This window comes from Sphingobium agri (genome assembly GCF_023051225.1).
Lineage (GTDB): Bacteria > Pseudomonadota > Alphaproteobacteria > Sphingomonadales > Sphingomonadaceae > Sphingobium > Sphingobium agri.
In genome coordinates, this window is sequence record NZ_JALKHS010000010.1 from 151,917 (window position 1) to 165,070 (window position 13,154).

The 13,154-nt window shown below is 59.3% G+C and carries 8 protein-coding genes; 2 read left to right on the forward strand and 6 right to left on the reverse strand.

Annotation, left to right across the window (positions count from 1 at the left end; all coding sequences use genetic code 11):
• Positions 1–1,029, forward strand: coding sequence for a YeiH family protein (locus MU848_RS13415; protein ID WP_247233147.1), 1,029 nt, complete (start codon positions 1–3; stop codon positions 1,027–1,029).
• Between the two features lie 92 nt (positions 1,030–1,121).
• On the opposite strand, the gene MU848_RS13420 is transcribed toward MU848_RS13415, so the two are convergent.
• From MU848_RS13420 to MU848_RS13435, 4 genes are all read right to left on the reverse strand, one after another.
• Positions 1,122–3,056 carry a S9 family peptidase gene (locus tag MU848_RS13420; protein WP_247233148.1) on the reverse strand — a complete coding sequence of 645 codons (1,935 nt, stop codon included), beginning with the start codon at positions 3,054–3,056 and terminating at the stop codon, positions 1,122–1,124.
• Positions 3,057–3,094: 38 nt separating this feature from the next.
• On the reverse strand, positions 3,095–4,852 hold the full coding sequence (locus tag MU848_RS13425) for an ABC transporter ATP-binding protein/permease (protein WP_201516230.1): 1,758 nt from the start codon (positions 4,850–4,852) through the stop codon (positions 3,095–3,097).
• An 87-nt stretch (positions 4,853–4,939) separates the two neighbouring features.
• Positions 4,940–6,196, reverse strand: a complete 1,257-nt coding sequence (gene trxA, locus MU848_RS13430; RefSeq protein WP_247233150.1) for a thioredoxin — start codon at positions 6,194–6,196, stop codon at positions 4,940–4,942.
• Between the two features lie 122 nt (positions 6,197–6,318).
• Positions 6,319–8,922, reverse strand: a complete 2,604-nt coding sequence (locus MU848_RS13435; protein ID WP_247233153.1) for a TonB-dependent siderophore receptor — start codon at positions 8,920–8,922, stop codon at positions 6,319–6,321.
• A 639-nt stretch (positions 8,923–9,561) separates the two neighbouring features.
• Between MU848_RS13435 and MU848_RS13445 the strand changes: the two genes are divergently transcribed.
• A complete protein-coding gene (locus MU848_RS13445) occupies positions 9,562–9,858 on the forward strand; it encodes a hypothetical protein (protein ID WP_201516234.1) in 297 nt (98 codons plus the stop codon).
• Between the two features lie 293 nt (positions 9,859–10,151).
• Here MU848_RS13445 and MU848_RS19080 read toward each other — a convergent pair whose 3' ends face one another.
• Both MU848_RS19080 and MU848_RS13455 read right to left on the reverse strand, forming a co-directional pair.
• A complete protein-coding gene (locus tag MU848_RS19080; protein WP_247233161.1) occupies positions 10,152–11,360 on the reverse strand; it encodes a cytochrome P450 in 1,209 nt (402 codons plus the stop codon).
• A 102-nt stretch (positions 11,361–11,462) separates the two neighbouring features.
• The gene (locus MU848_RS13455) at positions 11,463–13,106 is read right to left on the reverse strand and encodes a long-chain fatty acid--CoA ligase (RefSeq protein ID WP_201516236.1); all 1,644 of its coding nucleotides are present in this window, start codon (positions 13,104–13,106) and stop codon (positions 11,463–11,465) included.
• Between the last annotated feature and the right edge of the window lie 48 nt (positions 13,107–13,154).

Consider the following 13,154-nt stretch of genomic DNA (forward strand, 5'->3'; position numbering starts at 1 on the left):
ATGCGGGCCATGATTGGCGCTGACCTTTATTGCGATGTGCCACCCCTCAAGCGATCCCGCGGAAGGGATTTTGCACCCGGGCTTGTCATCGTCGCGCTGGGAACGCTTGCGGCCGGATTCATGGCGGATCATTATGGCGCGCCGCTGACCCTGATGGCCTTGCTGCTCGGCCTGTCGCTCAACTTCCTATCCAGTGACGTCCGGCTGCAGCCTGGATTGAACTTCGCCGCCCGGTCGCTGCTGCGCTGGGGCATCGTCCTGGCAGGCACCCGCGTCACCATGGGAGAAATCGCGGGACTGGGCCCGGTCGCACTTGTTTCCATCGCGGCAATCGTCGCAATCACCATTGCTGCGGGCATATGCGCTGCCCGGCTGGCGGGATATGACACGCCCTTCGGCCTCCTGGCTGGGGGGTCGGTCGCCATCTGCGGGGGCAGCGCCGCCATGGCGCTCGCCACCACATTGGGCCCCAAGCGCGTGAACGATGCGCAACTCACGCTCGTGCTCGTCGGCATATCCGCCATGAGCGCGGGCGCGATGGTGCTTTATCCCATCGCCGCTCATCTTTTGCATCTTCCTGATATAAATGCGGGCTTCCTGCTCGGAGCTTCCATCCATGACGTGGCGCAGGCGCTTGGCGCTGGCTATGCCTATTCCGACGGCGCGGGACAGATTGCGGCCATCGTCAAGTTGACGCGCGTGGCCCTGCTCGCCCCCGTCCTCGCCATTGTGCCGCTGATCGTGCGGCGGGAAGGCGCGTCTGGTGGAGGAACGCCCTTCCCCTGGTTCGTCGCCGGTTTCTTCCTGCTCGCAGCCGTCAATTCGACCGGCATCATCCCGTCTGCCATGTCGGTGCTTTCAGCCAAGGCGGCAACCGCGCTACTGGCTGCTGCCGTCACTGCGACCGCAATTCGATCGCCGCTTCCCAAGCTGATGGAGGCGGGCGTCAAACCCCTCATGGTCATCGTCGCGGCGACGGTGATGGCCTTCATGTTGTCGTTAGCCGTGGCGCTGCTGCTGATCGGCTGACGACCGAAACCGTTGTCTGCGACTTGAGGAGGCTGCAGACAATGGAAGCCGCCGCTTGCAGCTTGAGGAGGCCGCAAGCGGCGGTGGTGTTTTCAGGTCAATGAATTTTCGACAATGACCGCCGTATTGCCATCGACCTCGCCCGGAGCGAGAGGTTCGCTGCGTCCAACCAGGTTCTGCGCCAGAAATTCTTCGGTAATAGCCTGGAAACGGATATTGTTCGCAGGCCGGCGGAACCCGTGCCCTTCGTCCGGATAAAGGACGTACGTCACTGGCACCCCGTTGGCCTTCATCGCGGCAACCATCTGATCGCTTTCCGCCTGCTTGACGCGGGGATCATTGGCGCCTTGCCCGATCAGCAGCGGCCTGGCGATGCGGCCTGCGCGATGCACCGGCGAACGTTCACGCATAAGCGCACGGCCTTCGGTCGTCTCGGCATGGCCGATCATCCGGTAAAGCTGGTTCTTCGCCGCTTCCCAATAGGGCGGGATCGATCCCGCCAGCGTTTCCAGGTTGGACGGCCCGACGATATCGACGCCGCAAGCATAAAGATCAGGATGGGCGGTCAAACCCCACAAGGTCGCATATCCACCATAGCTGCCCCCCATGATGCATAGCCGGTTACGGTCAGCGATGCCCTGCTCGACGGCCCAGCTGACAGCATCGACCAGATCGTCATCCATCTTGCCGCCCCATTCGCCATCGCCCGCAGTCAGAAACGACTTACCGAAGCCGGTTGAAGCACGGAAGTTGACCGCGAGTACCGCATATCCGCGGTTTGCGAGCCACTGATGCGTGACGTTGAAGCCCCAGGCGTCACGCATGCGCGGTCCGCCATGGACGAGCAGGACGAGCGGCAATGGCTCTGAACTGGCCAGCGGCTGGCCTGGCACCTCGGCATGGCGCGGCAGCGTCAGATAGCTGACGAGCGGCAACCCGTCGCGGCTGGTGATCGTCAGGGCGTGCATATGCGCCAGCGGTGCCCCAGCGAGCTTAGGCAGCATGTCATAGAGCTTGGTCAGCACCATGCCGTCCCGTTCGTAGAGGTACATGCTGGGCGGATTAACGTCGGTCGCAACCCGCAAGGTCCACATCCGGTCATCCGAAGTGCGGCTGGCGACCGACCATTCGCCCAGATTCTGGCTGTCAAGAAACTCGACATCGGCCCTGATCTGGTCGCCCAGCAGATGGACCTCCCGCCGCTCGAACGTCGCTGTCCAGGCGATCGGCGCATGGCTTTCAAGATCGGTCCACACGCCGCTGATGTCGGCACGCGGATGCTCTGCGATCACCGTGCCCTTGTCCGGATCGCCCAACAGGTCATAGCTGACCAGCGCGGCCGTATCCCGGCCCCGGCTATCCAGCATGTAGAGCGTCCTGCCATCCGCATGCAGGCTGGCGGGACGCGTGTTGGTGACATCGCATTCGTCGATGATGCGCCACGTTTCGCGTTTGTCGCCGTCCAGCTTGACCAGCGCCATGCCACCATCAGGCTGCGGCTGCATGCCCAGGACTGGCCGGTAATCGTCATTGATGACGAAGCCGCCGAAGCCGCTATTTTCCATTACCAGCGTCAATTCGCCACTGGCCAAGTCAAGACGGAAAATGTCGGGATAGCGCGGATCGCGCTTGTTCAGCATCACCAGCAAAGTTCCGGGATGCTTCCGTTCCGCCGGGAACGTCGAAGCGCGCACGCCGGGAAAGGGCGTCATGTCGCGCGTCTCTCCACCTGCTGTCGGGACAGCGAACAGGTGGACATTCTCGTCGCCATTGCTGTCCTGCATGAACATCAGATGGACCCCATCGTAGGCCCAGAAGAATTCCGTGACTCCGCGCCCGCGATCGGCCGTGATCGGCCGCGCTTCTGCAAGATCAGCGCCGCGCTCGCATACCCACAGGTTCATGACGCCATCGCGAGGCGCGGAGAAGGCAAGCCACCGGCCACAAGGGCTGATCTGGCACCCGCCGCGTTCAGGATTGCCGAAAAGGTCCGCACGGGGAATGAGCGCGGTGTCGGAAAGGGGCATGACAGGTCCTTGGAAGAAAGTGAAAAAGATGCGTCGCGTCAGGCGAGTTCTACATGATCAGCCGGATCGCTTTTCCTCTGGACGGTGTCGCCGCCCGGCAGCAGCTGGAGGACCCGGCTGTGATAGGCGAGCAATGTGGCGCGATGTCCGACGCTGAGATAGGTCGCACCACTTTGCGCCAGCGCCTCGTATAGTTGCCGCTCGGTTCCCCCATCCACCGCGCTCGTCGCTTCATCCAGCACGACATAGCGCGGCGCGGCCGCAAGCGCCCGGGCAAAGCCGATCCGCTGCTGCTCTCCCAGCGACAGCACGCGCGCCCAGTCGATCACGCTGTCGAAGCCGCCATGCATCGCCGCCAGATTTGGAAGGGACACCTTTTCCAGCAGTTCCTGCAATTGCGCCTCGGGCATGACCCGATCCGTGTTGGGGTAGAGCAACTGCTCGCGCAGGCTTCCGAGCAGCATGTAGGGCCGTTGGGGCAGGAACAGCATCTCGTCAGGGGACGGCATGCCGATCTCGCCCTTCCCTTCGCGCCAAAGCCCCGCGAGCGCGCGCAGCAGCGAACTCTTGCCGACGCCGGTCCGGCCGACGATCAGGACATTCTCGCCGCCCTGGATCGTCATCGTCAAATCGCGCAGCAGCGTGCGCTCCTTACCCGGCGTCTGTAGGGTCAGCTTGTCGATGCGGATATTGTCGTCATGGCTGAAGCGGATCGATCGGCTGCTATCGGTCGTGTTTTTGGCGACGGCGTCCGCCTTCTCCATGATCTCGACAAGGCGCACAACGTGCGGCGCGCTGTTGGCGAATACCGGCACGAAATCAGTGATGGTCTTGAAATTGTTCAGCAGCAGGGCCGCCGAAGCCGTCGCTTGTGCGATGGTGCCGAAGCTGATTTGATTGTCGAAATACATCGGCACCAGGATCATGGCCGGCAGCGCCAGCCAGACCGCGCCGAGCCCAGCTTTAATGCCGCCCATCACCACCTGATAGCGTGCCTGCGCGATCCCGATCCTGATGGCGCGCATCAGGCGATTGTCGATGCTGGCCGCCTCCGCCATCTCGCCGCGGTACAAGGCCACCGTTTCCGCGTTGATGCGGACGTGCAACATGCCGAAACGCAGGTCGGCCTCCGCCACCGTAGAATCGAAGCTGAGCCGGATAAAGGGGCGATAGATCAGGAAGATGACCACCGTCATCGTGACGCCGTAGATCAGAACGCCAAAGAACAGGACGGGCGTGATGCTATAGAGAATCCAGCCTTGGACGCTCAGTCCTGACAAGGACCCGAATATGACATTGGGCAGTAACGTGATCATACGGCACAACTGGCCGACTTCCGCCTGCATGCGCTGATCGACGTTATCGAGATCGGCATCCTGCTCGATCCGGTAATAGACCCGGTTACCGAGGAACCGGCCTACGAGATCGCGCGTGGTCCAAGTGCGCCAGTGCAGAACGAGCCGCTCGAACAGATAGTTGAACAGATGATTCAGCAGGCCGACATCCGGCGGGCGGCTAATCAAAAGTCCAACCAGCGCCAGCAACAGGAAATATTGCCAATAGGCGACCTCCTGCCGCTGAATGAGCGCGTCACTCATCTGTTTGGTCAGAAACGAAAGCTTCGCGCCCAAGGCGGTTTCGCCAAAGGCGAAGGCGATCCAGACGCCGAGCGCGCACCAAGAAGGCCACGCACCCTTGCGAGTCCAGTAGGGGCGCGAAAATACGAACATGCGCCGCAGGAACCGTCCGTCGATCCGGTAGTCTCTGCGATCGCGGAGCGTTTGGGCGGGAAGCATGAAACAGGCCTTTCGACGGCGGAACTGGAACGAAAGTATAAGACAGAGGATTAGAACTCGATTTTTCGGGAAAATCTCGAAAAGCGCTTATTTGCCGAGCGAAGAAAGGCGGCTGATCAGATCCTCCGCGATATGCCGGACGATGTTCAGCCGAACCTTCATGCGGAAGACCAGCCAGGCATCGTAGCGCCCCCATAATTCGGGTTCAGCAAGGCGCCTGTTCTGCCTTGCCTGCCGCGTTTGCTCATCGACCGACTTGGACCAGCGCTCAGCTTCGGCGGAATCCTTGGGCTTATCCCCTAGCTTTTCCCTGGCGGCGTCAAAATCCTCCCGGTTCGCCAATAGGACCAGGGCACCATCTTCCCGGCTCCAATCGGGATAAACGTCAAAGTCCCGGATAGCCATGTCTACCACCTTGCTGATGAGCATGGCGGGCTGCTGGCAGAGCGGATGGGCCAATTCCTCAAGGGCTTGAGAGGCACGCCCGCCGTCATCGGCTTGATCCAGCAAAATGGCTTCGCGCTGAAGCTTTTCCCACTCCGCTTCGGGGACTGCCTGATCCGCACGTTCCCGATCATGCAATGCCCGCACCTGTGCCAGCAAATCGACGGCCGTCTCGTCATTCAGATAATGGGGGATGTTCCACTGTGAATTATAGACGAAGTCATACAGAAACGCGAAGGGCACGCTGCCGGTATCGACACCTACCGGAATGGCCCGCACCACATGGGTGATCTGCTGGTGCACAAGATCGAGGGTCGACGGATCGCTCGAATCCTGCAGTATCCACATCATGTCCAGGATCGCGCCCAAGGCGGCCGGAACGCCAACGACATCCTGGAAGTCAGCCCCGTCTCCCGGCAATATGAGAGCGGGCGCATTGGATATCGAAGGAACCTTGGCATTCTCCCAGCGAGATAGGCACGCAGCCTTCACAGCCTCATCACCGGAAAAACTACGCCACTCCTGCGATTTTTGCTTCGGCGCGTCGACCTCGGAGAGCGCCGCAGTGCCCTGTGCATCCAGCCCGAGTTCACTGAACCATTGCTCGACCGACACTTTGAGGCGCCCCGGCGTCGGACCGGTCACCCGCCCCTGTTCCTCACCGTTTGAGAACAGGATCAGGGTCGGTATGCTGCGAACATTGAACCGTGCCGAAATGGCGGGCCAGTCTTCGATATTCACCTTCACGATCTTCAGCCGGTCGCCATATTCCTCTTCGATCTTCTCGATATGAGGCAGCAACGCGCGGCAAGGCCCACACCACGGCGCCCAGAAATCGACCAGCACGGGCACTTCGCCTTGGACATTCTGGTCAAAACTGCTTTCGTCGGTGTCGATCAAGGTCAATGCTCCATTTTCTTGCCGGGCGTCGCCGTCCGGCAGGACACGGCGATGCGCCGTTCATTTCAGTCAAATCACCGCCGGTGTGACCGAAGCCAAATCACCGGCGGATATGCGCGGCTTTACAGCCGCCCGCGCAAGGCGAGCATGAAGGCGCGCGGTTCTCCGTAGAAGTTGCCAAGCCTGTTGCTGCCGATGGTGCGATAATATTTCGCGTCATTGATATTCGTGACGTTCAACGAGGCCGACAATGCGTCCGTGATGTCATATCCTATGCGCGCATCGAAGACGTGATATTCGGGCTGCGTGAAGTTGAACGGCGTGAACGGGACGGTCAAATTATCCCTTCTGCAGAGGCCCGAATTTGTGTCGAAGTCGCCGTTTATACAGGCTGTTCCGACGGTATATCGCGAGCTTTCGAGGCGGAAGCCCAAGCCGAGGTGGAGCCCCTTCAGCAACGATCCGGCATCATAGTCGCTCCACAACTTGATCTGGTGCTTCGGCTGCTGCGTAACAAATGCACCGCCAGCCGTATTAGCGACGTCCCGGTCGAAATCCTCCTTCACATAATTGTAGGATAATTGGACCTGAAGGTTCTTCAGCACCTCCCCGCCCACTTCGAAATCGATCCCCTTGTTCTGATACTGCCCGCCATTGACATAGCAGCAGCTATACCCAGGACGGATAGATCCAAAGCCTGTCTGAACGGCCCTGTTTTCGCTCATCTGCTTGTAAAAGCTGAGCGATGCATTGATCTTCCCGTCCATGAAGCTGCCCTTGACCCCAACCTCATAGGTGTCGCCGGTAACAGGCGGCAATGTGTCACCTTCGGCAGTGATAAAGGTCGCCTGCGGCGTGAAAATCTGGAACCAGCTTCCATAGAGGCTCAGATTTTCGGTGATGTCGAAGGAGGTTGAGACACCGGGACTGAGATGGGCGTTCACCTTGTTGGTCGGCGCCACGATAGTGCTGGTGAACGTTCCAAATCGAACGAAATTGGTAGAATCCAGTTCGAACCAGTTCAAGCGGGCGCCAAGGCTAAGATGCCAGAAGGACAGCGGTTTAAGATCGAGCTTGCCATAGACGCCGATTTGCCGCGCCTCTTGCGTGCGGATCGACCCGTCGGGAAGCGTGGAGGGAAACACAATCAGATCGGGATCATATTGGGCGAGCGGAAAGGTGTAGAAAACGTTGGCCTGATCGGCCGTATTCTTTTGCCTGGTCTTGAGATAGTCGGCGCCCAGCGTTACCTTTTGGGTTTGCCCGAAAAGATCAAATTGACCGGAAAGCGCCGCCGACGCGTTGAAGCTCGTAAGCTCATTTTCGAGCATCGCTGCGGTGGCCAGATGTCTGACGGGGATATTTACTTGGGTCGATGCGATGTTGTTTGAAAATGCGATCTGCCTCGCATCTCGCGTATATTTCTGCCACTCGCTTTTCACGACCACGGACCAGCGGTCGGAAAACTGATGATCGATCTGCCCGAACGCGCCGTAAGTATGTGAGTTCTGGTAATCATCAGGCGAACTCAAGGAGAAGGATCGGCGAAGTTGCAGATCTTTTCCGTCATTGCCGAATGGCAGGCCGAAATTGATCGGTCCCTGAATATCACGATATTGGTAAGAGCCGCCCACGCGCACCAGCGTGCGCGGGCCGAGGTCCGCTTCGGTGACACCATAAAGGTTGATGGTGCTGGATTGCTCGAAATCGTAGAAAGCTTCCTTGTCCTGATAGGACAGGACAAAACGCTGGCGAACGCGGCCATCTTCAGTCAGCAGTCCGTTAGCGTCGATCACGCCCCGGTAATTGTTCCACGAACCGCCCTGCAGCTCGAATGAAAACTGCTGATGATCCAGCGGGCGTTTCCGCACAAGGTTTACGGTGCCGCTGGGATTGCCCGCGCCGCCGAACAAGGCATCGGCGCCGCGCAGAACTTCGACATGGTCAAATTGCGCCATGTCCGGCGCCGGAGCATCGCGCAGGAAAGTGCTGACGGCCCCGCCATCGGTTGCAAAGGAATCCACGATGAAGCCGCGCGACAGATACCTCTGCTGGCCAGTCTGCACGGTTTGCACAGTGATACCTGGCATTTGCTGCAAGGCGTCCTGAACATTGGTGATATTCTGTTGCTGAAGCCGCGCCGACGTGACGACGCTCGCCGACTGGGGAATATCCTTGAGCGCTACGGGGGTACGGCCGCCGACCGTGACACCGTTGCTTGTCAGGCTCCTCGTACCTTCGGTCGCCGTCACGTCCGAACTGCCGCTAGCCCCAGCACCGGAACCAAAGCCGTCAAGCGCAGCGAAGGCACCCCCGCCTGCACCATTTCCCGTCTCACGCGTTCCTTCGACCAGCACGCGATCGAATGTGCGAGCGCCAGATGTAGACGCTTCGGGTGCACGCTCGATCACGATCACATTGCTGCTGCTGTAACGGAATGTCAGGCCCGTGCCCGCAAGCAAGCGGGCCAAGCCGTCGGCGACTGGATAACGGCCGCGCACACCTGGCGAGGAAACGCCGTTCGCGACGCTGGAATCAAGGATCAACTGCACGCCCGCCGCCTGCGAAAAAGCGATGGCCGCTCGGCTGACCGGGCCAGGGGGGATGTTCAACTCCACGCCAGTAGCCGCCGTTTGTTGCGCCTGCGCCCCAGCCGGCAGAATGCCGGTGCCGAGAGCCAAGCTGCTGACTACAGTGCCAAGGCACATTCTTTTGAAAAAGTTCATATTCCCCCTCGTCTCGCAACTGCTACACGGAGGAAACGTCTCGCCGGCCCCCGACCCGCAAACGGGAGGCCGCCAAAATTGCTGGTTCGATAAATCGCTGCTCATTTCGACGTACAGCAATCTGGGCGATCCAGAAGTTCGGTCGTTCGACGGAGAGCACCTGGCCCACTTGGATAAGGTTGGGTTGCACCCATCGGACACCTGCCTTCTCCGTCGGTTGTCAAGAGAAGCGCGCGTCCACCAGCAGCGCCACGTCATTGGAAGGACGTATCTCATGGACTTTAACGCCCCCGACACGCAGTCCAACCTTCATGCGCCTCGGAAAGCCAAGGCACTGGATCCGATACAATGACGAAGCATCACGCGGCCTTAGAGCCGCCATTGACGACAGGATCGACGTGCGCGGATATATTCATTGGTCTTTGCTCGATAATTTTGAATGCTTTTTGGTTATCGTCCGAAGTTCGGCCTGATTGCAGTGAACAGAGACACCAAGAAGCGCACTGTAAAGCCGAGTGCCCGGCATTTAGGGAGAATGGCGCGCCGAAACTGGAATTAGGAACTTTGCTGACTCTGATGATGGCGCGGAGCCAAGTCCGCTGTTGGACGTTAAGCTGGTTCAACAGAGGGAGTGAGATTATGAAGCGCACAACGACCTTGGCAGCTATTATCGGCATGAGCCTGACCCTTGCGGCGTGCGGCGGCAAGGGTGACGACAAGTTGGGCGAACAGGCGCAGGAAGCCGCAGAGAATAAGGCCGACAAGATGGACGCCATGGCAGACAATATGAGCGGCACCGCCGAGGACATGATGCAGGCCAAGGCGGACGCCACCCGCGAGGCGGGGGAAGCGCGCGAAGAGGCGATCGACGAGTCCGATATCAATGCCGAAGCGCTGACGCCAGCCGAGCGAGCGAAGGTGATCAACGGAAACTGAGACGCAGGATAGTTACTGTCCGTCCCCCTGCGCCTACTAAGACGCAGGGGACAAGCGGTTCAATCTGCTTGTTAAATCACGCAGCTCTATTGATGCGAGGGCAGCGCGGCTTCCAATTCACGGCGCGCCAAGTGCATACCCAAGGACCATATGCAAAAATCAAACTATTGCCGTTGTCGCGCGTGGGGTCAAAGCGGCTGGCATCAATGAAGACGGCTGGATCACGATTGGCAGCGGCAATCCCAAACGCTATCATGTCGCCGCTCTTATCGCGTCATGGAAGCGGACTCCTGTCAGTCGAGATAAAGCCTGAGCGCCTGACTGATAAAAGCGCGCGATCTGTCCGTGGCATCGAAGACTGAATCTCCAGCTAATTCAATCCGCCTCACCCGGTTGGCAACGATGTCGAAGATAATCTCCGCCCCGATCCGAGCAATGGCGGTCCCCGCGCATGCGTGCGGGCCGATACCGAAACTGAGCGGCATGGCTTTGGGCGGACGATCGATATCCACCTTGTCCGGATCGGGGAAAACATCAGGGTCGCGATTGGCCGAATTGAGCAGGAAGCGGACCGGCGTACGTTCCGGAATCAGCGTGCCCAATATCTCCACCGGCTTCGTGGTATTCCGTATGAATGACAATTCCGCAGGGAACAGTCGTATGATCTCATTCAGGATCGCGCGCCGCTTCTCCGGTTTCTCGCGATAAATCTGATAAAGATCAGGATGTCCTGCGAAATATTCTAGCGCCGCACCAATGAGGTAAGATGGATTATGCGCGCCAGATCCCCAGAACAGCGAAAGCGTCTGGATCATCTCCTCGCGTGTGATCTCTCCATTTTCTTCAGCCTTGATAAGCGCATCAGCCAGCCCCGTGCCAGGATTTTCCTTTTTGTAGGAAATCAGATCCATCACGCGAGACCGCAAATAAGCGAAACCCTGCGCGGCGATCTCGTCATCTTTAGCGGTGGCGACTGAACTGATTCCACGCATCACGTCCAGCATGGCACTCACGGCGGACTCGGGATCGTCGGTGGGCAGTTGGAGCGCGTCACACATCAGCGCGTGCGTCGGGATCATGCCCAGCTTGTGGTGCCCGTCGATCACTTCGCCAGGCTGATAATCATCCAGCACCTGGTTGACCGCCTTTTCGGCAGCCGCTGCATATTGTCTTATCAGCGGCGGGGTAAACCATTTGGCGGTGCGGCCGCGCAGCGCGACATGCGCCGGGCCTTCCCTGCTGAGCATCGTATCGCCAAAGCCCGCCGTAAAGGCATTTTCCGGCGCGTCCTCCGGTTCCAATATCGTCAGCTCGGGCAACCGCCCATATTTGACGATGTCATGGTAGCGTGACACGACATAGGTGCCATTCGGCAGCCGATGCAAGGGGCGTTCCTTGCGCAGCCGTTCGAACCAGGGATAGGGATTTTTGACAAATTCAGGGTCACCAAGCGGCAGGAACTCGTCCTGTGCCTTGGCCAGATCATCCTGGATATGAACCACTTACCTGCTCCCGCCGCTATTCTTTGATGTCCGAATGTCTGTTGCTGGTCATATCAGCAGGCCCGCCGAAAAATGCGTGAGGAAAAGCGGGGGCCTGGCAATTCAGACCGTATTTGGGCCGGCTTCACTGGGCGCGCTTGGCGCTCTGGCGTGTGCATAGTCTTCCCGTAGCCGCGCCTTGAAGACCTTGCCGGTTGCTTGCCGTGGGATGCTGTCCACCAACACGGCCTCGTCGGGAATCCACCATTTCGCGCACTTGCCTGCGAAATAGGCGATGAGGTCGGCGGGATCCGGTCGACAGCCCCCGCGAGGAACGACGACCAGCAGCGGCCTTTCATCCCATCTTGGATGCGGAACGCCGATGACCGCGGCTTCGGCAACATCGGGGTGAGACGTAGCGATATTTTCCAGCGCGATGGAACTGATCCATTCTCCGCCGGACTTGATGACGTCCTTTTCGCGATCCACGATTTCGACATAGCCAGCGGAATCAACTATCGCGATGTCGCCAGTCGGGAGCCATCCGTCCTGAGCGGCTTCGACAGGGGGGCCACCGCCGTTATAATAGCAGGATGTGACGCTTGGACCACGAATCTGCAGGTTGCCGAAAGTCTTCCCATCCCAGGGAGCTTCTTCCCCGCCTGCATCGACAATGCGAATGTCGAAAGGATAGGGCGTGCGTCCCTGCTTGCCGAGCATGACGCGCCTGTCTTCATTGGCGAGATGATCCCAATCATGCGGAGCGTTGAAAAGGCCGCCTGCACTGGTTTCGGTCATCCCCCAGCCATGACAGGTTTGAACGCCGTATTTTTCCTCCAGCGTTTTGATCATCGAAGGCGTGGGAGCCGTCCCACCCACGATTACGCGCTCAAGCGAGTCGATGCGTTTGCCTTGCGCTTCCAGAAACTGGATCAGGTCGCTCCAGATGGTGGGCACCCCCGCGGCCAGCGTCACCTGTTCCCTGCTGATCAGTTCGAACAGGCTGCGTGAATCAAGGGCGCTGCCCGGAAGGACAAGCTTCGACCCATTCATCGCCGCTGCAAAAGGCAGCGTCCATGCATTCACATGATACATGGGGACTATGGGAAGCAGGCTGTCCCGGCGTCGGACCGCGAACCAGTCGACGCCCGAAATCACCAGTGATTGCAATACTACCGAGCGATGGGAATAAAGAACTCCCTTGGGCACCCCGGTCGTGCCAGAACTGTAACAGAGCGCTGATCCGGTCCGTTCGGCGATCACCGGAAAGTCAAAGGTGCCGGAAGCCGCTTCTACCAATTCCTCGTAAGGCAAAAGCCCAACAGCGTCACTGCCGCCCGACCCCATGACAATGATGTGACGAACATTTTTCAGGCTTGCCCTGAGTTGCTCGACAAGGGGAACGAATTGCGGCTCAACCAACAGGACCTTGTCCTGCGCATGATTGATGATGAACTCGATCTGCTCCGGGAACAGCCGAGGGTTTACGGTGTGGATGATCGCACCCATGGCCGGAACGGCGAAATATACCTCCAGATGCCGTAAGGAATTGGTGGCCAGAGTGGCGACTCGGTCTCCCGCGACCACACCCAGGCCGGTCAGCGCATTGCACAGCTGCCGCGCTCGGTTGAGAACCTGCGAATAGGAACTACGCGTGATGCTGCCGTCGGGCTGGCGCGCTACGATCTCGCGGGTTCCGTGAAAACGGTCCGCATGCAGCAGGATAGAGCCTATCGTCAGCTCATAATCCATCATCGTCCCGATCATCTACAGCTCACATTCTTCCACGATCAAGTTCACCGTTATCAGCAGCTT